Annotated in this window: 17 protein-coding genes and 1 other RNA gene; 8 read left to right on the forward strand and 10 right to left on the reverse strand. The window is 39.1% G+C overall.

Annotated features, from left to right (window positions below):
- Positions 1 to 194 precede the first annotated feature (194 nt).
- A complete protein-coding gene (gene ppsR / locus ACVCDT_RS12150) occupies positions 195 to 1,007 on the forward strand; it encodes a posphoenolpyruvate synthetase regulatory kinase/phosphorylase PpsR (RefSeq protein ID WP_447133052.1) in 813 nt (270 codons plus the stop codon).
- A gap of 26 nt (positions 1,008 to 1,033) precedes the next feature.
- Here the strand turns inward: ppsR and ACVCDT_RS12155 are convergent, their stop codons facing one another.
- The gene (locus tag ACVCDT_RS12155) at positions 1,034 to 1,399 is read right to left on the reverse strand and encodes an RnfH family protein (RefSeq protein ID WP_447133053.1); all 366 of its coding nucleotides are present in this window, start codon (positions 1,397 to 1,399) and stop codon (positions 1,034 to 1,036) included.
- A 4-nt stretch (positions 1,400 to 1,403) separates the two neighbouring features.
- Positions 1,404 to 1,835 carry a type II toxin-antitoxin system RatA family toxin gene (locus ACVCDT_RS12160; RefSeq protein WP_447133054.1) on the reverse strand — a complete coding sequence of 144 codons (432 nt, stop codon included), beginning with the start codon at positions 1,833 to 1,835 and terminating at the stop codon, positions 1,404 to 1,406.
- A gap of 134 nt (positions 1,836 to 1,969) precedes the next feature.
- On the opposite strand from ACVCDT_RS12160, the gene smpB reads away from it, so the two are divergent.
- Positions 1,970 to 2,446, forward strand: a complete 477-nt coding sequence (smpB, locus tag ACVCDT_RS12165) for an SsrA-binding protein SmpB (protein ID WP_447133055.1) — start codon at positions 1,970 to 1,972, stop codon at positions 2,444 to 2,446.
- 94 nt (positions 2,447 to 2,540) lie between these two features.
- Here smpB and ACVCDT_RS12170 read toward each other — a convergent pair whose 3' ends face one another.
- Positions 2,541 to 3,773: an NADH:flavin oxidoreductase/NADH oxidase family protein gene (locus tag ACVCDT_RS12170; protein ID WP_447133056.1), complete on the reverse strand. Its 1,233-nt coding sequence runs from the start codon at positions 3,771 to 3,773 to the stop codon at positions 2,541 to 2,543.
- Between the two features lie 156 nt (positions 3,774 to 3,929).
- Here ACVCDT_RS12170 and ssrA point away from each other — a divergent pair.
- Positions 3,930 to 4,287: a transfer-messenger RNA gene (gene ssrA / locus ACVCDT_RS12175) on the forward strand.
- Positions 4,288 to 4,357: 70 nt separating this feature from the next.
- Here the strand turns inward: ssrA and ACVCDT_RS12180 are convergent.
- The 3 genes from ACVCDT_RS12180 to ffh form a co-directional block, all read right to left on the reverse strand.
- Positions 4,358 to 4,942, reverse strand: a complete 585-nt coding sequence (locus ACVCDT_RS12180; protein WP_447133057.1) for a prepilin-type N-terminal cleavage/methylation domain-containing protein — start codon at positions 4,940 to 4,942, stop codon at positions 4,358 to 4,360.
- 276 nt (positions 4,943 to 5,218) lie between these two features.
- Positions 5,219 to 7,402, reverse strand: coding sequence for a putative bifunctional diguanylate cyclase/phosphodiesterase (locus ACVCDT_RS12185; RefSeq protein ID WP_447133058.1), 2,184 nt, complete (start codon positions 7,400 to 7,402; stop codon positions 5,219 to 5,221).
- 199 nt (positions 7,403 to 7,601) lie between these two features.
- Positions 7,602 to 8,987, reverse strand: coding sequence for a signal recognition particle protein (ffh, locus tag ACVCDT_RS12190; protein ID WP_447133059.1), 1,386 nt, complete (start codon positions 8,985 to 8,987; stop codon positions 7,602 to 7,604).
- Positions 8,988 to 9,218: 231 nt separating this feature from the next.
- Between ffh and ACVCDT_RS12195 the strand changes: the two genes are divergently transcribed.
- Complete coding sequence (locus tag ACVCDT_RS12195) at positions 9,219 to 10,016, forward strand: cytochrome C assembly family protein (protein ID WP_447133060.1); 798 nt, start codon at positions 9,219 to 9,221, stop codon at positions 10,014 to 10,016.
- Between the two features lie 57 nt (positions 10,017 to 10,073).
- Entirely contained in the window at positions 10,074 to 11,375 is a 1,302-nt protein-coding gene (locus tag ACVCDT_RS12200; RefSeq protein WP_447133061.1) for an HlyC/CorC family transporter, read from the forward strand.
- On the opposite strand, the gene ACVCDT_RS12205 is transcribed toward ACVCDT_RS12200, so the two are convergent.
- Positions 11,376 to 11,555 carry a hypothetical protein gene (locus ACVCDT_RS12205; protein ID WP_447133062.1) on the reverse strand — a complete coding sequence of 60 codons (180 nt, stop codon included), beginning with the start codon at positions 11,553 to 11,555 and terminating at the stop codon, positions 11,376 to 11,378.
- Between the two features lie 56 nt (positions 11,556 to 11,611).
- Entirely contained in the window at positions 11,612 to 12,088 is a 477-nt protein-coding gene (gene sixA / locus ACVCDT_RS12210) for a phosphohistidine phosphatase SixA (protein WP_447133063.1), read from the reverse strand.
- Positions 12,089 to 12,211: 123 nt separating this feature from the next.
- On the opposite strand from sixA, the gene ACVCDT_RS12215 reads away from it, so the two are divergent.
- From ACVCDT_RS12215 to ACVCDT_RS12225, 3 genes are all read left to right on the forward strand, one after another.
- Complete coding sequence (locus ACVCDT_RS12215; RefSeq protein WP_447133064.1) at positions 12,212 to 14,968, forward strand: insulinase family protein; 2,757 nt, start codon at positions 12,212 to 12,214, stop codon at positions 14,966 to 14,968.
- Between the two features lie 183 nt (positions 14,969 to 15,151).
- Positions 15,152 to 19,666, forward strand: a complete 4,515-nt coding sequence (locus ACVCDT_RS12220) for an EAL domain-containing protein (RefSeq protein ID WP_447133065.1) — start codon at positions 15,152 to 15,154, stop codon at positions 19,664 to 19,666.
- A gap of 218 nt (positions 19,667 to 19,884) precedes the next feature.
- On the forward strand, positions 19,885 to 20,040 hold the full coding sequence (locus ACVCDT_RS12225) for a hypothetical protein (RefSeq protein ID WP_447133066.1): 156 nt from the start codon (positions 19,885 to 19,887) through the stop codon (positions 20,038 to 20,040).
- A gap of 159 nt (positions 20,041 to 20,199) precedes the next feature.
- Here the strand turns inward: ACVCDT_RS12225 and ACVCDT_RS12230 are convergent, their stop codons facing one another.
- Both ACVCDT_RS12230 and fadJ read right to left on the reverse strand, forming a co-directional pair.
- Complete coding sequence (locus tag ACVCDT_RS12230) at positions 20,200 to 20,397, reverse strand: hypothetical protein (protein ID WP_447133067.1); 198 nt, start codon at positions 20,395 to 20,397, stop codon at positions 20,200 to 20,202.
- Positions 20,398 to 20,591: 194 nt separating this feature from the next.
- The gene (gene fadJ / locus ACVCDT_RS12235) at positions 20,592 to 22,733 is read right to left on the reverse strand and encodes a fatty acid oxidation complex subunit alpha FadJ (RefSeq protein ID WP_447133068.1); all 2,142 of its coding nucleotides are present in this window, start codon (positions 22,731 to 22,733) and stop codon (positions 20,592 to 20,594) included.

A 22,733-nucleotide genomic window follows, 5' to 3' on the forward strand; every position in this document is an offset into this window, starting at 1 on the left:
AAATGATTGTTTGGTTTTATCGATATCGTGTTAATTTAAGCAACAGAGGTTATTCAAACCATATAAAATAATATAAAAAACCGCATTCTTATAACGCCTAAACTTTTGCCAAGTTGATTTTAGAATGTTGTGAATGTGAAAGTAAAATTTAATTTACTTTCGTAATTAAATTACACCAATGTTAAGGAATTGTTGTGAGAACTGCTTATTATATTTCTGACGGAACCGCCATAACTGCCGAGGTTTTTGGCCACGCATTACTTTCCCTGTTTACCATGGAGTTCAAACACATCACCATTCCATTTGTGGAAACAGAAGAACAAGCCGAACAGGTGGTTCAAAAAATTTATGAAAGTTTTCAAGATGACAAACAGCGCCCTCTAGTGTTTTACACAATAGTAAATATTCAGGTGCGAAAAATCATTGCAAAGTCGGCTGGCATTAACTACAACTTTTTAGATCAATTTGTGGCGCCATTAGAAAAGATTTTAGGTGTTCCATCTAAGCCAGAAAAACATAGAACTCATAGTATTCATGAAAAAACCTACGACATTCGAATAGAAGCAGTGAACTACGCTTTAGCCAATGATGACGGATCAAATCTGAAAGATTACCACGAAGCAGACATTATCTTAGTTGGGGTGTCACGCTCAGGCAAAACCCCTACTAGCCTGTATTTAGCCTTACAATACGGCATTAAAGCAGCCAATTATCCGTTTACCGAAGACGACATGGGTGACATTTTACGCTTGCCCCCAGCCCTTAGACGCTTTAAAGATAAGTTATTCGGCTTAACTATACAGGCCGACCGCTTACAGCATATTCGCGAAGAGCGCCGACCTAACAGCCGTTATGCATCTCTGCAGCAATGTAGAATGGAATTACGAGAGGTAGAAAACCTATATCGCAAAGAAAAAATCCCTTTTCTTAACAGCACCAAATTTTCTATCGAAGAAATTTCAGCCAAAATTTTGGCTCAAACAGGATTACAAAGAAGAAAGTACTAATTTTTTAGAGAGAGGTTTTAACCCCCTTAAGTATTTGTGGCGCTGTCTGAGGATTGGGTGGGTGTTTTTGCCCTGCCCCCTGTAACTTTATTAGCCCGTCCTTCTTCTTTGGCTTTTTCAGCACGACGACGACGCGCTTCTTTAGGATCGGCTATTAATGGGCGATAGATCTCAATTCGGTCGCCTTTTTTAGGTACATCTGAAAGTTTACAGGTTCGATTCCAAATCCCTACTTTTAATTTAGTCAGGTCGATATCTGGAAAACGCTTTAACATACCCGAGGCTAAAATAGCTTGCTCAACAGTGGTGTCTTGTTCAATCACCACTTCTAATAACGCTTGTTTTTCGGGGGTTGCGTAGGCCACTTCAATTGAAATTTGTTTGTCTGTCATAAAATTAACCGTAAACCTGTTTGGCTCTTTCTGTAAATGCCACAACCATACTGGCAGCAATAGAATTAAACACTCGGCCAAATGCCATTTCTACCAAGCGACTAGAAAATGCAAAGTCTAAATTTAATTCAATTTTGCAGGCTGTTTGGTTTAACGCTGTGATAGTCCAACCGCCACTTAACTCAGAAAATGGTCCATCAACCAGTTCCATTTGGATTGACTCGCCGCGCTTAAGGGTATTTTGTGTGGTAAACCACTGAGTGATACCCGCTTTGGCGATCAAGATAGACGCACGCATAGAGTGTTCATTTTGGGCTAACACTTTGGTCTCGGCACAACCTGGAATAAAGTCTGGGTAGCGCTCAACATCATTAATTAAATCAAACATAGACTCAGCGCTATAAGCAACCAAAGCGCTGCGTGATACATTGGCCATTCACTCTCCTTTCGCTATGGCTTGTAAAGCCGAGTAGATTACCATAAGTCATTTCGCCTGTGGTGAACTAATAGTTTTACTTTTGCATAGAATTTTTGTTGTGCGCTTTTATACAATCTCTATAATACCGCCCTATGAATAAAAAGAAGTCAAAATCTACCAACAACACCATAGCGCTAAATAAAAAAGCCCGTCACCAATACAACCTTGAAGACAAACTCGAATGTGGCATGTCCTTACAGGGATGGGAAGTAAAAAGTATTCGCTCTGGTAAAGTTAATATCTCAGAAAGTTATGTCACTATTGAAAAAGGTGAAGCGTTTTTAATTGGCTCAACTATTCAGCCTCTAAACCAAGCCTCTAGTCATGTGGTATGCGACCCAACACGTAAACGCAAACTATTACTTAAACAACGCGAATTAGATAGATTAATTGGCTCAGTTGAACGTCAGGGCTATTCAATCATAGCTACCGCTATGTATTGGAAGAAAAATTGGATTAAGTTAGAAGTTTATTTAGGTAAAGGTAAACACGAACATGACAAACGTGACGCAGTAAAAGACCGCGACTGGGCACGTGATAAAGAGCGCATGATGAAACACAAAGTGTAAACCAAGCCGTTTTTTACCTCATACAAATAAACAAAAGCTAAGTATTTACTTAGCTTTTTTGCTTTTAGCCAAAGTTAAAGTGAGCTTGTATTAATTAAGCTAAGTTATGCTGTTTTTTATAGCGCTTAGTTAGCCTAGCACTTCGTACTTGATCAACTATTAAGGCCCACAAAGCTGATGACTTAAATTGGGTGGGGCGATTAGCAGCAATTCGCCTTAATTGCTGTTTGATCACAGCCAAAGTCGCTAAGCCACTTAGGGTTTTATCTTTCCAATTTACCACCGGAATTTGCCCTAACTGCTCAGGATCGTTTTGCCATTGATTAGGTAAATTGGGGGTTAAAGCTAACGCACTGGCCATACCTACTAGTTGAACACCACTATTAAGAACTTGTTCGGCTACCTGAAAGCGCCTAATTCCCCCTGTTGTCATAATGGGAATATCGACACTTTTTGCAATGCCACTGGCAAAGTCTAAAAAGTAAGCTTCTCTTGCTAACGTACGCTCATCAGCCGTGCGCCCTTGCATAGCTGGCACTTCGTAACTTCCACCTGATAACTCAACCAAATCAACCTTGGCTTGCTCTAAGTATTTAACCACTTGCTGGGCGTCTTCTATATCAAAACCACCACGTTGAAAATCGGCTGAGTTGAGTTTAACCGCAATAGCAAAATCTTTAGAACAAAGCTGCTGAATACGCTCAACTATGCTCATTAACAATCGCGCTCTATTTTCTAAGGTTCCGCCCCACTTGTCTGTGCGCTTATTGGTTAAAGGAGACAAAAACTGCGACAACAAATATCCATGGGCAGCATGAATTTCAACACCATCAAACCCTGCCTGCTCAGCCCGCTTGGCGGTAGTGGCAAAACGTGTGATCACATCTGCAATTTCAGCCTCATCCATGGCCTTAGGCTGCATGAACATAGCAGAATGTTTGCCCATGTCTAAGGCTACATCCGAAGCCGACAATACCTTGCCACCCATTTTTTTAAACACTTGTCGACCTGGATGGTTAATTTGCATCCACAGCTTACAATTGTTTTGTTTGGCTACCTTAGCCCACTTTATAAAAGGCTCAAGCGGGGTTTCTGCCTCTAAGGCCACCCCACCAGGGCCAGTCATGGCCAAATGATCAACCATTACGTTGCCAGTAATAATTAACCCTACTCCGCCTTGTGCCCAAGTTTTATATAATTGAAACAACGCCTGATCGGGCAAATGTTCGGCATTGGCTAAGTTTTCTTCCATTGCCGCTTTCACTAAGCGGTTTTTTAACTTTTGTCCATTGGGCAATGAAAACGAACTAAATACGCTAGAAGACATTAAATACTCTTAATTAGGCAAAATATTAAAAATTAATATGAGGTTAAATGCTTATAAAACAAGCATCTAAGCAAACAAAAAACAATCGCCTATATTCACAGTCAATTAGGCTATGCTACAATGCCAATGTTGGCTGTTTGCAACCAACAACACTTTGGGGCTGATTTTGGATTCGACAAGACTCTTGACGCTTTAGGTGCATGTCGAGGAGCGGTTTGCCTCGTAAAAAGCCGCATTTAAATAGTCGCAAACGACGAAAACTACGCTCTAGCCGCTTAATAACCGGCTAAGCCCTTCCACTCATACTTTTTCTGCTAGTAGAGGTTCGGAAGGTCATCCCAGCAGAATAGCGAGGGAACCTTGTCTAAGGGTGAACCGCGAAACAGTATTAGGCCAGCTACAACGAAATCCTGTTTGTCGGAGTTCCACGTAGTTAAATAAATGACAAACTAAACATGTAGTACCGACGGTAGACGTTTTTTGGACGCGGGTTCAACTCCCGCCAGCTCCACCAAACACAAAAAGGCTTATCATTTGATAAGCCTTTTTTGCTTTTTAACCCGCAGGTTTTGAATTATTTAGCGTTAACAACCAGTACTTACTTCACCAATGCTGGGAACATTGCTTTTTGATGCAGCGCTATAGGCGTAATACACGTAACAGTCGTCTGAGGTGTTGGTGCCTTTTAGCCAAAAGACCACTGCTACACTTGAACCTGCTACTGTTACATCGCTGGATATATCAAATTCGCTGTCTACACACCAGTCGGTATCTGCGTCGCATTCGCCGCCAGAAGATTTAAGGGTGTAACTTCCTTCTAATAAATATTGCCATGCGGTTAGCCAGTCATGTTCGGGATACCCATAGTCAAAACGTACAACATTACCGTTGGGAAATGTTAAGTCTTGGTTGAGCTCTATGGGTAAGCGTTTTAGTTTTGCATAACTTACCGCTAAATTATTGGCCGACTTAACCGCGCCTGTTAACGCTCTGAGACTAGACTTTCTGGCATCTGAAGAAAAGTCAAAAAATTTAGGCGCTGCCACAACGCTTAATACGCCCAATATAACAATCACTATTATTAATTCAATTAAGGTAAACCCTGATTGACTTGCATAGCATTTAGAGGAGCGTATAGGTTTTAGATTGTGAATTAGGTTGGCCTGCATATATCAACTTGTAACAAGTTACACTTCAGTTATTACTTAAATATATGACAGCTTTGTCAATTAGCAAGATTGTAAGGCGAAATTTGACCTTGGCACTGCTTGTAATTTCAATTCCCTTTAGACAAAAGTTTATTGCTAAAAAATAAGACTAAACGCAGTTTTAACCCAAATAATAACAAAAAACGGATTAAACCATGCAATTAGCCAACCTAGATATTGTCATTTTTATTGGATATGTATTGGGTCTTTTAGGCATAGCCTTAGCCTTAGTCTTTATTAATTTGCTTTTAAAAACTCTCTAAAGTGCTTTTCAGGCAGAGGTTTACTGTAATAAAACCCTTGAATTTCGTCACAGCCTAGGTCTTTGAGGATCTGTTGCTGGCCGGCATTTTCAACTCCTTCAGCGATAACCTTTAACTCAAGGTTATGCGCCAACTCAATAATAGTACGCACTATGCTTTGGTCGGCTTGTTGCTTTTGAATATGTTCAATAAAAGACAAATCAATTTTTAATTTATCTATATTAAAGCGGCGTAAGTAACTTAACGAAGAATAGCCCGTACCAAAATCATCTATGGATAAATGTACCCCAAGCTGTTTTAACTGAGTAAGGGTTTCGATAGCTTCTTGTTCGTTATAAATAATCACCCCTTCGGTAATTTCTAACTCTAAATTTTGCGCTGGCAATTGGGTTTGCGCTAACACATCGGTAACCTGTTGCAAAAAGTTTTTACGAGAAAACTGAATTGGCGATATATTCACTGCTACAACTATATCTGTGTGGCCATTAGCAACTAAGTTTTGAGCTTTTTCGCAGGCAGTGCGTAAAATCCAACTGCCAAGCTTATCAATTAATCCAGCACTTTCGGTTAAGGGGATAAACTCACTTGGGCCAATCCACTGACCATTTCGCTGCCAACGGATCAACGCTTCAGCCCCAACCATTTTGCCCGTTGCTAACGACAATTGAGGCTGAAAATACAGTTCGAATTGTTGTTTTTCTATGGCCAGCTTTAAATCTTCGGTGAGCTGTTGTTGATATTCAATTTTTTCCCCTAAGGCATGGTTAAATAACACATGATGTTTGTCATCACTGCTGGCCGATTTATCAAGCGCCGCCAGCGCACTCTTATGCAGTTGGGTATAATCTTTGCCATGCTCTGGTGCAACAGAAAAGCCAAAATCCAATTGCACTTGGTATTGGCTATGAAAAATGCTTTCTCGAATACGTTTTTCGATATTGGCAACTAGCTGGCCAATTTTTTCTTTATCCAAACAACTGGTACTAATAATGGCAAAACTCTTTTCTCCTAGGTGAAATAAACTGCATCCAGTTTTATCTACCTCAAACAAAATGTTGCTCAGCGCCACCGCTATTTCTTTTACCACTTGCGCCGCAACATCTACCCCCTGCCCGGCAATTAATTGACTGTATGAACGAATTTCAATATGGCCAAAAGCAAAGGCGGTATTGGTAGCACATAAACGCGCGGCTTCTTTTTCTAGCTCGTAACGATTTAACAAGCCCGTTAAGGGGTGGTGGCTAGCGCGGTATTGTAATTCTTGCTCAGCTTTTTTGCGCTCTGTTACTTCGGTTAAATGCATATCCCATTGTTTTTGATCTGCCAACCAATGCAACTCACAAAGAAAATAACTTTGCTCTACCGGGTATTCAAATTCCACAGAATCCAGTTCATTGTTGGTTAACACTTTGTTTTGGTATTCAGAAATATTTTTAGCCAACAAAGCTTCTGTTTTACCTTTTGGCAAACCTAGCCTCAGCAACAACTTTTCGGTGGCAGGGTTACAATAAGTCACTCGGTTGTTTTCATCTAAACTAATTACAGGATTGGGGTTACGAGTAGAAAACAGCGATAAACGTTGATTAGTTGCTGTGGTGGCCAAATATGCTCTTAACGCCTTAGCCACTACATAAGCTATGAGTAAGGTTGCGATACCGTATAACACCACAAACATTCTAACTAGCTCTAAGCCATTCAAAATGACATTTTCAGACTGATCAATTTGTCCTTCAGTCAAGACTATTAATTGTTGGATCAAAGGGCTAGTGGCGCGTCTAACATCACTTATTTGGCTTAATTGTTGCCGTGCTTTAGTCCAATTGGTTTCTGCTAGCATGATATTTTCAACAAACTCTGTGGCTAATTGATCGAGTTTTTGCATGCTTTCTTGGGTCAGTTGTAATGGTGGAATATCACCAAAACGGCTAAGTAATTGGCTAATGATCATCAACGACTGGTCATGGGTTTGGCCATAACCTTTTTTAAGGGCCGTTTGTTGCTCTGTGGCATAAAACTCGTACAGAAATAGCTCTTGCTCTATTAGGTTATTGTTAAGCTTTCTTAATAAATCGTAGGTGGGCACTTCTTGTGCAATCAAACCAGTGGTTTTTTTAGCGATATAATCGCCTTTGTAAAACACCACTAAACTTACGGCCATGCCCAACAGCAAGACCAGAAAAAAAATAATATTTATCAGCCTGTGTGAGCGCTGGTTGACAAGATTAATCGACAAAACATAAACCTATTGGGTTTTCTTTAAGCTAATTAAAAAGCGTACTTAATTACGCATATACTGGGATAAATAAAAAGGGCAATTCTGTTTAAGAATTACCCTCTTCTTACCTGTTAATTTTAGACTAACGTGGGCCAAACATTCCGCCCATGCCGCCCGGTCCTCCTGGTGGCATCATGCCTTTCATATTACGCATCATTTTTTTCATGCCGCCGCCCGACATTTTTTTCATCATTTTTTGCATTTGAGTAAACTGTTTAAGTAACCTGTTTACATCTTGGATCTGCGTTCCAGAGCCTGCTGCAATACGGCGTTTACGACTGCCTTTGATGACATCTGGGCGTGCTCTTTCACCCGGCGTCATAGAGTTAATAATAGCTTCCATTTGCACAAAAGACTTGTCATTGGCTTTGTCTTTAATTTGTGCCGACATATTGCCCATACCGGGCATTTTGTCCATTAACGACATCATGCCGCCCATGTTACGCATTTGTTCAAGTTGCTCTTTAAAGTCTTGTAAATCAAACCCCTTACCCTTTTGTACTTTTTTGGCAAGTTTTTGCGCTTTGTCTTTATCGACCTTACGTTCAACTTCTTCAATTAAACTCAGTACATCACCCATACCAAGAATACGTGATGCCACGCGATCTGGATGGAAGGCTTCTAATGCATCGAGCTTTTCGCCCATACCAATAAACTTAATAGGTTTACCTGTGATATGACGAACAGATAAGGCGGCACCACCTCGTGCATCACCATCTGCTTTGGTTAAGATCACCCCAGTTAAAGGTAAAGCATCGTTAAAGGCTTTGGCAGTATTGGCCGCATCTTGACCTGTCATAGCGTCAACCACAAAGAGTGTTTCAACTGGATTAATGGCCTGATGCAATGCTTGAATTTCTTGCATCATTTCGCCATCTACATGCAAACGACCCGCGGTATCCACTAATAACACGTCAAAAAATTGCTTGCGGGCATGCTCAGTTGCCGCGTTAACAATATCAATAGGACTTTGCTCAATACTAGAAGGGAAAAACTCCACACCCACATCTGTTGCTAAGGTTTCTAACTGTTTAATTGCCGCAGGACGATAGACGTCGGCACTAACCACTAAGACTTTTTTCTTTTCGCGCTGTTTTAATAAAGATGCCAACTTACCCACACTGGTAGTTTTACCCGCACCTTGTAAACCAGCCATCATGACAATTGCAGGTGGCTGCGCAGCTAAGTTAAGGGTTTCATTGACTTTACCCATTACAGCTTCAAGTTCAGACTGAACTATTTTGATAAAGACTTGGCCAGGATTTAGGCTTTTACTGACTTCTGTCCCTACTGCGCGTTCTTTTACTTGCCCAATAAACTCGCGTACAACTGGTAAGGCGACATCGGCTTCGAGTAAAGCCATTCTTACTTCACGTAAAGTGTCTTTAATATTGTCTTCAGTTAATCTGCCTTTACCACTAATATTTTTTAGGGTTTTGCCTAATCGTTCTGTAAGATTTTCAAACATATTTTGTGTTACCTATGAAATTATGCCGCCATTATATAGAAGAAGTTTACAGATAAGAATGCTCTTACCACTATCTGTTGGCTGATTAATTTTTTAAACTAGCCAGAAGTATGTCAACTGGTTGAATTTAGTGTTAGTTTTACACTTAAATACAGATGAATTTCAAACGCTTAACTTTAACAATAAAATGCAAAATTCCAGTTCCAAGCACAGAGCAGAAGAGATGCCAAAATGATAATCAGCAGTATTGCTTCAATTTTATATTTACTCGCTTCAGGCATTATTATTAGCGGTATGTTTCGCCAACAAGGGCCGAATAAACGTTTAGCAACACCTTTAGTGGTTTTAGCTTTGTTGGTACATATTGTTATCTTACAAAACAGCATTTTTAACGCCCCAGAAATGGGCCAAAACATGAGTATGTTAAATGTGGCCTCCTTAGTGGGATGGTTAATTAGTTTAACTATGTTTGTGGCTTCATTTAGTCTACCTAATATGATCTTGTTGCCTGTGGTGTTTTGCTTTACCGGCCTGATAGTTTTTTTAAACTTTATGTTACCCAACGCGCATGTGGTTTATATCAGTTGGCAACCTAGTTTATTGATCCACATCACCTTAGCGTTATTTGCCTATGCTTGTTTGGCTATAGCCTTTTTGTACGCTCTGCAATTGTCTTATATTAACCTGCGATTAAAAGAAAAAAGTGGCTCAATGTTACATTCATCTTTGCCACCTTTATTGGCAGTAGAAAACATTTTGTTTAAGTTACTTTTAGTAGGCACAGTGTTATTAACTTTATCTCTTATAAGTGGCTTTGTATTTTTAGATAACATGTTTGCCAAAGAGCAAGCACATAAAACCGTATTCTCGCTGTTATCTTGGGGCATGTTTACAACCATCTTAATAGGTCATTTTAGATTCGGTTGGCGTGGTAAACCTGTAGTATGGGCAACCACAATTGGGGTCATTCTTTTAACCTTAGGTTATTTTGGTAGTAGATTTGTTCGAGAAGTCTTACTTAACGCTTGAATAGCAATTAATTTGCCCTTAAAGTGCGGGTTCATTGTTACCATAGGAAATCAATAGTTGGACGATATCGCCACTAGCAGTTTGTTTATTATTCTCGGCGTTTTAATTTTATTCTCTGCATACTTTTCAAGTTCTGAAACAGGCATGATGTCTATTAATAGGTATCGTCTTAAGCATTTAGAAAATGAAGGGCACAAAGGTGCCATGAGAGTGCAAAAGCTTTTACAGCGCCCTGATAGGTTAATTGGATTAATTTTAATTGGTAACAACCTTGTTAATATAGCGGCATCATCTATTGCCACTATTATTTGCATGCGTTTATTTGGTCATTTAGGTTTAGGAGTGGCCACAGCTATCACTACCTTTTCTTTGACTTTAGTGATCTTAATTTTTGCCGAAGTGACCCCAAAAACCTTGGCGGCTTTGTACCCTGAAAAAATCTCTTACCCTAGTTCGTTTATTTTATTGCCACTTTTAACCTTACTTTATCCTGTTGTGTATTTAGTTAATGGAATTTGTAATGGCTTATTAGCGTTAATACGCGTGCATCCAATTGGTGATGGCAGTAATAGTTTAAGCCGCGAAGAACTAAGAACAGTAGTACACGAAGCTGGAGCTATGATCCCTAAAAAGCACCAAGATATGCTAGTAGGCATTTTGGATTTAGAAAAAGTCACAGCAGAAGACATTATGGTTCCGCGCAGTGACATAGTGGCAATTGACATTAACGATGAATGGAAAGACATACAAAAACAATTAGTTAACGCCCAGCATACCCGTGTTTTACTGTACCGCGATAGCATAGACGACGCGGTAGGCTTTGTTCATGTACGAGATGCCCTAAGATTGTTATCTAAAGATCAATTTAGTAAAGCCACCTTATTACGTGCAGTGCGAGAAATTTATTTCACCCCTGAATCCACACCTTTGCATACCTTAATGTACAAGTTTCAGGCGGCCAAAGAGCGTATTGGTTTAGTAGTAGATGAATACGGTGATATCCAAGGGTTAGTAACCTTAGAAGATATTTTAGAAGAAATCATAGGGGACTTTACTACTAGCTTTTTACCCGACCACAGTAAAGAAGCCAATCTGCAGCAAGATGGCAGTGTGTTGATTGATGGTAGTGCCAATATTCGAGAGCTCAACAAAGAATTAGATTGGCAGTTTCCAACTGAAGGGCCTAAAACCTTAAACGGATTAATTTTAGAGTACTTAGAAGACATCCCCGAAGCCAATATAAGCCTGCGTATAGCCGGATACCCTGTTGAAATTTTAGAGATGAAAGACAATATGGTTAAAACGGTGAGAGTGTTACCTGAGTACTATCGCGCTCAAGAAAGTCAGTTAACCGAATAATTACTCGGCTTGTTTCAGGCGATTTTGTTTAATTTTACTTTTCAGTGCCTCAACTTTTTCGTTTAGGCTAGACAGGCGATCGTAGATCCCCTGAAGTTCATCATCGTGATTCAGTTGGGATTGATTAACATGATATTCTAATGCCTGCCGCAAAGAAGCAGGTAAAGTTTTAGTGACCATATTCACCTATCGGTTAGCCAAACTAATTTCTAAAGGTAAAAGATTAAAAAAACACCTTAGTTAGGATGGTAAATGGTTTCAATTTCGCCTTTTCCTAAGCTCAAATTATAGTCGACTACTACCACAGTTGAAGTATCAAATAACATCGAAAGTTTATCACTCAACACTTCTTCTAAAAAATAACTCACAAAAGGCATGTGACTGACTATTAGCAATACCTCAATATTATCTCTTTGGGTTAATAACGCATCTATAAAGTCATGGGCAACTTTAGGTCGTCCGTCAGGCACTACATCATTGCTGGCTTGAGTGTCTAACACACTAAGGTGTTTCTCCAGACAATCAAAGGTTTGTTTTGCTCTTGTATAGTGGCTAACTAGCGCCAAATCCACCGCAGTATCCTTTCCAAGGTATAGTGACAGCCATTCTCCCGCTTTGGTTGCTTGTGTTTGACCTTCTAGGCTTAATTCTCTCAGAGCATCCTGTGCATGGTATGACTCTGCTTGGCCGTGTCGCATTATTATTAACTTCATTGAATCGCGGATTTGGTAATGGCAAGATTGAGCTTTAATATAGCAAAAATATAAATTAAAAATCTGTAGCTTTCTAAAATTAGTTTATGCTTGAACGACTGACAAACAGGATGAAACCACATTTTGCTTAAAAGTACCTACGATAAACGACAATTTAACTATATAGAATCAGAAAACGGTCTTAGGGTGCTGCTAGTTGAAGATCCCCAAAGCACAAAAAGCGCCTGTTCTATTTCGTTAAATGTAGGGCATTTTAATGATCCTGACGATTGCCATGGATTAAGTCATTTATTAGAGCACTTGTTGTTTTTAGGTAACCAGAGTTTTAAACAAGCCAATGCTTTTCATGATTTTTTAGCCCTGCACTCTGGCAGTGTTAATGCATTAACGGGCACAGAATATACCCGTTACTTCTTTGACGTTTCGCAACAGCAAGAGCAGCAAGGCTTAACCCATTTAAAGGCAATGCTTTGCAGTCCACTTTTTCTGGAAGACAATATTGCAAAAGAAATTCACGCTATAGATGCCGAGTTTTTATTAAAGCAAAAAGATGATTTAAGACGTTTATACCAAGTTCATAAAGAAACCTGTAACCCCGCCCACCCTTTCAGTAAGTTTTCTGTGGGCAATCAACATACTTTTGCTGCCTTTGATATCCCTACCCTAAAAACTAAACTACAAGAGCTGCATCAAAGTTATTATCAACCCAATAATGCCTGCCTATGTTTTATTAGCCAAAGTCCGTTAGCTAAAAGCGAAGACATGATCCAAGCTTTATTCTCAGACTGGTCTGCGCATCCATTACCCAAGCAACCAGACTTTCCAGATTTGTACCTGCCGCAACACAAAGGCCTTAAAATTAATATTTTACCTTTGCAAAAGGCTAAGCGTTTAATCTTGACTTTTGCCTTGCCAGGGCAACTAGAATACTTTCGTACTAAACCTCTAAGTATTCTTAGCCACATTTTGGGAGATGAAGGTAAAGGTGGTTTATTAGATTTTTATAAAAAACAAAATTGGGCTACCACTCTTAGTGCTGGCGGCGGAATTGAAGGTAGTAACTTTAAAGACTTTAATATTAATTTACAGTTAACCGACTTAGGCATACAACACGAAGACCAAATCATAGCCGGTTTTTTTTCGTATATTCAATTATTGCAAACCAAAGGCATAGAATCTTGGCGCATTAAAGAAACCGCCATGTTAAATCAACTGATGTGGGATTTTCCCGATCATGCCAAGCCAATAGATGAGGCAACTCACCTCAGCCAAGCTATGTTTGAATACCCGCCTAACTATGTCATAGCTGGCGATTATATTATTGATTTTCCTTGTGCCAAAACCGTCATGCAAATGTTAAGCTTTTTTACCCCAGAAAATATGCGAATAAAGTCGGTTAACCCTGAAGTTAAAACAGAAAAACAAGCGAAATGGTATGACACCCCTTATAGCACCGAATCTTTAAGTACAGATAAACTACAAAAATTTAAACAAAACCAATTTTTAGCCGAGTTTTCGCTGCCCCAAGCCAATCCATTTTTGCAAACTCGAAGTGAAATACAACCAGTCAACGCCAACTACACCGCACCTCAACCCATACTTAGTCAAGAGGGGCTGAATATTTGGTATGGTCAAGATGACAAATTTTGTCAACCTAAGGGGGATTGCTTTTTAACTTTTGACTGCCTAGCGGTTAATCAAGGAGTAGCAGTGAGTGCCGCCAAACGTTTATGGGTGGCCCTGTTAAACGAAAAGCTTAATCAAAAATATTACCAGGCCAACTTAGCTGGCATGCATTTTCACTTTTACCCGCACCAGTGTGGATTTTCCCTGCAAACAAACGGCTTTAGCAGTAAACAGTTAGAATTTTGCGCTGAGCTACTAACAGAAATCGTTACCAATAACGACTTTTCAGAAACCTTCGAACAAGTCAAAGCCAAACAAATGCAAAGCTTATCTAATGCTTTGTTAAACAAACCAGTAAATAGGTTATTCACGCGCTTAGCCGTTTTATTACAACAGCAAAATTATTCACCTATAGATACAGCCAAAACAATGGCAAACTTAACTGTGCAAGACATAAGTTCAGTACCTAAAACTTTGCTTAATCAATTTCATCTTGAAGGGTTAATGTACGGCGATTGGTCATTAAAAGAAGCACAGTGGGTTTGTGATAAAATATCGCGTTTCAGACAAGGCTATGCCAGTTGTGAAAAAATCCATAGAGGAGTAGCGGACATTCGCAATATTGCACCTAGTATGCACCATGTAGAATGTCAGCACTCTGATCCCGCTGTTGTCATTTATTATCAAGCACCAGATGCCAGTTTATCTAAGGTGGCACTGTCAATTTTATTTGAACAAATGATTGCCGCTCCGTTTTTTAATCAGCTTAGAACTGAGCAACAGCTTGGCTATTTAGTTGGCAGTGGATACATTCCTTACAATCAACATCCGGGCATAGGCTTCTATATACAATCTCCTCATGCAAGTACTGAACAATTAGTCTTTGCCATTAAAAGCTTTATTAATGAGTTTTTTCAGCATATTGAACAATTTAAAACTATGTGGGAGCCATTAAAAAACGGCCTAATCAAACAATTAGCCGAAAAAGACACAAATTTAAGCATGAAAAGTCAAAGACTGTGGATGGCGATTGGCAATAATGATTTTGACTTTTCAAGCAACCATCAACTCAAACAATGCATACAAGATATGCATTTTGCTGATTTAAAAGACTTTGTTCAAAGCTTAGTCAGTGGTCAAGGATTTGGGGAACTCGTTCTTTATAACCAAGCGCCTAATAATAGCCAAGCTTTGGCACGATTTAAGATTGTTAAAAATATGCAAGACTTTAAACATAACAGTCAATATTTATAGTGATTGCTCAATAAAGTACCAAAAAATCAAAATTTTACAGATTTTACCTGCAAGAACCCTGTTTTTATAAGAATACTACTTGTAGCAGAGGCGTAAATTAGGCATATTTAGTCTAAGGCAAAATGGATATGCCGCTAACGAAAGCTAATAAAAATAAGGTAGTCGACTACCACTAGGTGAAATGTGCATATTCGGTATAAATCAGTTTTCTCTACATTGATATTTTTTCTACTTATAGGTTTAGAGTTATCCTTTAACGTACAAGCGGCAAATAATGCATTTGTAAAATATTCCAAATCAGATGGGTTAGGGCAAAACACTGTCACTGACATCATTGAAGACCCACGAGGGTATATTTGGTTTTCTACCTTTGAAGGCTTAAGCCGCTTTGATGGCTACGAGTTTAAAACCTATCGTCACTCGAGCAATATTCCTAACTCCCTGCCCTCAAACTTTGTTAAAAAATTATTAGTCGATACCAAAGGTAGATTATGGGTCAGCACTCCAAATGGTTTAGCAAAATACAACCCTAAAACTGATGATTTTACTGTTTTCAACACCTCTAACAGTAAATTAATCAGCAATGAAATATTTACCTTAGCTCTAAACGCTGAAGGTCAGATATTAATATCCACCAATGAAAACCTTTATCTTTTTGATGACAAGTCCAACGATTTATTACCTTTTCATGTGAGTAGCAAAAACTTACCTGAAGATATAAAGGTTGTATTTAGTGAGGCAGATAAAACCTGGATAGGAACCTTAAACTACGGCATCTTTATTTTAGAACACGCCACTAATACTTTATTTAGCTTAAAAGAGCCCAACCCGTGGAATATCAACATAGATGCCGATTTTTTGTTCGACTTAAAAAAAATTAACCAGGAGTATTGGTTAGGTACAGATCAAGGTGCCTTTATCATTAACCATAATCTGACCCAAGTAGAGCGAATTAATACTAATAGTCAACCAGCCATAATAGGCAATGAAATATGGAGCATTTTAGAAGATCACAATAAGGATATTTGGTTAGCTACTACTACAGGGGTGTCAATATTAACCCCAGAAAAACAACTAAAATTTTCCTATGATGCACAAAACAATGTCAACTTTGGCCTTGAAAGTCTGCACTTTTTAAGTTTATTTCAAGATTCGAATCAATCTATATGGCTTGGCACTTTTTCCGGTGGTGTATACCGTTTTAATGAAAACGGCTCAGATATAAAACACTTTAGCAGAACCCCTTCCAACGAAAACTCCCTGTCTGGCAACATTATTTGGGGCTTAGCTGAAGACTCAAAACAAAACATTTGGATTGGCACCCAACAAAATGGCCTAAGTAAATTCAACCCTGATGATTTTCTTTTCAGCCAATATTTAAAAGATTTTAAATACAGTATCTGGAGTATTGATGTAGATAACCAAGATAGGATTTGGGTAGCCAGCAATAGTGGGGTTTTTGTTTACGAACAAAGCGACAATCAGCAGCTAAAGCTGATAAAAAACCTATTGCCAGGAAAACAAATACTTAAAATGAGCTATTTTGCTAATTCTATGTGGATTAGTACTCAGGGAGGCATAGTTAATTGGATAGATACACAAAGCCTACAGCCAAACGAAATTAAATTACCAAACAACAAAATTAATAACATAGAACCTTTGTTTTTAGATAGCGAAGGTGACCTATGGTTAAATTCTAATTTAGGTATGGTGCTTTTTAACCCTACTACCCAAGCCTTTAAGCAATTAGTAATCAACCTAGACACCCCTGTTCGACTGTTTAACAATGTCCTTGAGATGGAAAACGAATATTGGCTATCGACATTAAAAGATGGGATCGTCATTTTAGATAAAGCGACATACTCTGTAGTTGAACACATTAATACCAACACTGGCCTAGCTAGTAACCAAATTCTTAAAATGGTCAGGTTTGAAAATAGTTTATGGGTGTCTCATACCAATGGCGGTATTGATGAAGTGTCAATTTCATCGAAAAAGTTTTTGCAAAACATTTCAGCCAAACAACTTAAATATAACGAGTTAAATGAAGGCGTTGGGCTGTTAACCAGCAGACACCAATTGTTTTTTGGTGGAACTAATGGGCTTGTTACCTTTGACCCTAAAAAACTGTCTTTGCATCATACTGAGTCTATTTTTAATAGACAAAACAAGCTCTCTTTGACTCCCCCTACTATTACACAGTTGAGAATTTGGAATCTGCCGGTTTCTGTACATAGTGAAAATACGCCACTAATAGAACCCATAGATTTGTCAGAACAGATTAACTTACCCAATGATTCTAAAATGATTAGCTTTAAGTTTGCGCAAATTAATGCTCTTACCCCAGAAGTGATTCAATATAGATACAAATTAGTTGGCTTATCGGATAAGTGGATTGAGACCGATGTAGAGTCTCAAAGACGAGCTGATTTTTCTAATTTAAGCTTTGGTAATTATGAGTTTCACGTACAAAGCAAAATACCAAGGCAAAGTTGGTCAGCATCAAAAGTGCTAAAAATCAATATTGCCCCACCTATTTGGTTGGGCAAAAACGTAGTGTTTTTATATGCATTGTTAACCCTTGTTTTACTCATTTATTGGATTAAACAGGCTAGAGCCAAAAAAGCCATTCGACAGTCCATAAAAGAAAACGAAGAACGCTTAAAGTTAACCCTTTGGAGTAGCGGTGATGAATTGTGGGATTGGGATATTTATCAAAGCCAGGTGTTTCGTTCCAATACTTGGGGAACCTTAGATTTTCCCCAGGACGATGTTCGAGTTAATAGTTCTTATGAGGCAAATATCCACCCTAACGATATTCAAAGAGTTCAACAGTCGTTAAATGAACATTTAAACGAACAAACCGAACACTATGAAGTGACATTTCGCGCGAAAACCTACAAGGGTGAATGGATTTGGATTTTAGATCGCGGAAAAGTGGTGGCCCGAGACAACAACCACCAAGCGCTACGAATGACAGGTACGCTTAAAAATATTAGTCACCTAAAAGAATCAGAAGAACAATTAAAGCTGTTTAAACGCTCTATTGAAACCATTTCAGATGGCGTGTTTATTACCGATACCAGTTTTAAGTTTATCTCAGTGAATAATTCTTATTGTAAATATACTGGCGAAACTCGTGAACAAGCGTTAGCTAGCTATCTTACTTTCCACCAATATCCTGGCGCATTTACTGAAGAAGTGAAAAAAGTGCTACAGCAAAAAGGTAATTGGAATGGCGAAGTAGAGTCTCGTCGGGCTAAGGGTGAAAAGTATGAAATGGAACTTAATATCGATGCCATTACCGATGAAGACGGCAAAATAAGTCATTACGTAGGGGTATTTTCGGATATTACCTCGCGTAAGAGCACTGAAAAAGAATTACTTAAATTATCTAACTCAGATCCGTTAACCGAATTACCTAACCGCTCTTTCTTCCAGGCCAACCACAGCAATATAGTGCGCCGTGGTACAGAGCATGCGTTAATTTGTTTAGATATGGATAACTTTAAGAAAATCAATGACTCACTTGGCCATCAAACAGGTGATATCTTAATTAAACAAATTGCTAAACGCCTGCAAAAATTAGCCGGCACTAAGGCGACATGTTACCGCTTAGGCGGCGATGAATTTAGTATTTTGATTGATAATACTACCGACATTCATCACATCACTCACTTTGCCCAAACCATTTTAGATAATATGGCCCGCCCTTTTATTATAAACAAACAAGAGTTTGTTTTAGGGGCCAGTTTAGGTATAGCCTTCTATCCAGAAGACGGCAGTAATTCACAAGAATTATTAAAAAATGCTGATACAGCTATGTATTTTGCCAAAAATGCTGGCGGCAATAAATATCAATTCTTCAGTGGTGAAATGAATCAAAATGCGGTTCGCCAATTACAAATTGAGAATCTAATTCGCCATGGCTTAAAAGAAGATCTCTTTACTGTATTTTACCAACCTAAGGTTGATATAGCCTCAGGCAAATTGGTTAGTATGGAAGCCTTAGTACGTTACGAACATCCAGATAAAGGCTTAGTCAGCCCTGCTCAGTTTGTGCCTTTAGCTGAGCAGACTGGGCAAATCATAGAAATAGGTGAAGTGGTATTAAGAAAAGCCTGTGAAGACACTAAACGATGGGTAGACGCAGGCTTATTTACCGGACGAGTAGCGGTTAACATTTCAGCAAGGCAATTTGAGATCCCTGATCTTGACGACCGCATTATGAATATTCTGCAAAAAGTAGGCTTGTCGGCCTTGCACTTAGAGTGTGAGATCACTGAAGGCACCTTAATGCAAAACCCCGAAAACGCTCTCAGAATGATGCAGCGTTTACGTGAGCATGGTATTCACTTAGCTCTAGATGATTTTGGTACGGGTTACTCATCTTTGGCTTATTTAAAGCGTTTTCCAATTAACACCCTTAAAATAGATAAAGCTTTTATAGATGATATTGCCAGAGCGTCAGAAGATCGTCATATGACTCAAGCTATCATCACTATCGCCCATAACTTAGGGTTAAAAGTGGTGGCCGAAGGGGTTGAACACGAAAATCAGCTGTCAATTTTACGTCGTTATAAATGTGAGATGTTGCAAGGGTATTTATACAGCAAACCGCTTAATGCCCTAAGATTTGAACGTTTATTAAAAGAAAACCATCAACTTAGAAAAATCATTCAAAGCTCTAAAGCCTAACACGTCCACAAGCCCCGTTAAATAAGCACTACGGGGCATATACCACTAACGTTAGCATTCCATTCAATAACCAATAAAACTAAACCATACTGTATATTTGGGGATGTTTTTTTGCCGTTATTTTTGGCTTTTTATAAAAGTTGGCACGCATATAGCTTATATATCGTTGCCGACACTAAGCTCGGTAAAACGTCAATAATAATAGAAGGAAACGAAAGATGTTAAAATCTTATGCAGTAGCTTTAGTACTAGCCACCTCTACTCCGGTAGCTGTTAAATCTGAGCAAACAGTTCAAGCTCCAGAAAGCAATAAAGTGGTTACCACTAAAGTTGAGACAAACAAAAAAGGCGTTAAAACCGGTAAATACTGGTAAGCAACTTAGTTTAGTATTAGGTAGGCTTTTTACGCCCACCGAAACTTTACTTAAGTTCACAGCCATTTATTTAATTGATTATTAAAAAACTAAAAGAAGTTAATCAATTTTTAAGTGGCTGTTAGTCGTAAAAGCCAAAAGAGAGGGATGCTCTTTTTTTTACGCCTGAAACAATACCTTGCCTAATCCTCTTGCCTTTACCAACTTAATTCTTTGTCTAGAGCGAAACAATGGATAAATAGTTGGACCAAATACCAGTCCTGCCATAGCCCACTTTTTAGCCGTTAGTCCGGTTTTGTATGCTTGCACATAATAAATCACGCTAAAAATTAACGATGCGCCAAAAAACACCAACATGTAAATTACCTCTAAGATTGGATAGTCGTTAATTCTCAAATAATGCACTGGCTCAACTTGTTAAGTTTGGCCTGAATAAAATCGGCGCTATTCTAACCAAATGGCAGAGATAAAAAAGCTCGACTTAGTATATTAAAGTCGAGCTAGGTATATAAATCTTTACGTTTTAGCCCTTAGGGCCTAATCAAGCCATATCAATAAAAGGATTGGCCTGAATCACGCATTTTTATTAGACAGTTGGCTGGCGTAAATTTATCACCCAATATAGATTGGTAATGCTCTAACCTAGCAACTATATGCTCAATTCCCACTGTGTGCATATAACGGAAAGGCCCACCTAAAAATGGCGGAAAGCCTATACCAAAGATAGCGCCTATATCGCCATCCCGGGCATTACGTATTACCCCTTCATCTAAACACATAGCCGCCTCGTTAAGCATTAACAAAACACAGCGCTCTGCAATTTGTGCTTGGCTAAGGTTTTTATTTGGCGTCAGCCCGAGCAAAGTGTAGATAGAAGCATCCACTTCTTTACCTGGTTTTTTACCCGAATAATTATAGAATCCTTTTTGATTCTTTTTACCCTTACGCTCATCTGCCAAAACTTTGTCGAAACTAGGGTTTGCAGCAAAACGTTCACCAAATTGCTCTTGTAAAAATGGAATAATTTTGGTGCCAACATCTATGCCTACTTCATCAAGTAATTTAATCGGCCCAACTGGGAAGCCAAATTTAACCAAAGATTTATCAATGTGCTCTATAGGCTCACCCGCCAGCAATACTTCTGCAGCTTGATTCATATAAGGGGCTAAAATGCGGTTCACATAAAAGCCTGCTCCATCTTTTACTACTATAGGGGTTTTACCTTGTTTTTTGGCTAACTCAACAGTAGTAGATATTGTCAGATCTGAAGTTTTTTCATGGGCAATCACTTCAGCCAATGGCATTTTGTCGACCGGAGAGAAATAATGCAGACCTATAACTTGTTCAGGTCGAGCTGCTTTTTCGGCTATTTTGGCAATGGGAATGGAAGAGGTATTTGAGGCAAAGATAGTATGCTCAGCACAGTTTTGCTCAATTTCAGCGACCATTTGCTGTTTTAAGCCTAAGTCTTCAAAAACCGCTTCTATTATTACATCTACATCTTTAAAGCCCGAATAATCAACAGTACCGGTTAACTTGGCCAACTGTTTTTGCATCTCAGATTTTTTTATAAAACCGCGTTTGAATTTTTTATTTAATATGTCGTAACTATATTTAATTGCATTGGCAATGCCTTCAGTTCGAATATCTTTAATACGTGCAGGTAAGCCAGCTTTAGCTGCCGTAACAAAGGCGATACCGCCGCCCATTAATCCACCACCTAATACGCCAATTTTATTTAGCTTGGCTGGGGCTACCCCTACTACACCTGTTTCTTTTTTCATTTCTGTGGTGGCAAAAAACAGGCTACGTAAGGCAGCAGATTCTGTGCTCATCACCAAGTTTCCAAAGTGTTTAGCTTCGACTTCCAGGCCTTTGGCCATGCCTTTATTCAAGCCAGTTTCAATGCTATCAATAATCAAATCAGGAGCCGGGTAATTGCCTTGAGTTTTACTAGCGGTTTGTTTACGCGCTTGGCTAAACATCAAATTACGTCCAACAGGCGTTTTCTCAAGAAACTTGCCCATCAAATTTAATTTAGGACCTTGGCGTTTAGGCTTAGGCTTTTTAGCTAAATCAACCGCCACATCTAATAGGATCGAGCGCGGTACCAGGTCGTCAACAATACCGTATTTTTTAGCTTGCTTAGCTCGAACAGATGCACCTGTTAGCATCATTTTCATGGCTTGTTGGATGCTGATTAATCTAGGTAGCCTTTGGGTTCCCCCACTGCCAGGTAACAACCCCAATTGTACTTCTGGTAAACCAAGTTGGGTTTTGGCGTCATCGCTACACACCCTATAGTGACAAGCTAAGGCTAACTCTAAGCCTCCGCCTAACGCAGGACCATGTATAGCGGCCACAAAGGGAATAGGCATGTCTTCAATTTGTTGAAACATGTCTTGACCGCCTTTAGCTATAGCTGTTGCATCATCGGCGCTTTCGCAAGCTGCCAACATGCTAATGTCGGCCCCTGCAACAAAAGAATTGTCTTTGCCGCTAATGACCACTACTCCCTTAATGCTGCTGTTCGACTTAATTTCTTGCAACACAGCTTGGATTTGCTCAGCAAACTCAACTTTAAGGGTGTTCATGCTCTCGCCTGGCACATCCATAGTTAAGATGGCCACACCATCATCACGCACATCTAGTGTAAAGGCGCTGTTATTTTCTGTGGTTTGTTGTTTGGTCAT

Source organism: Paraglaciecola aestuariivivens (assembly GCF_052983255.1).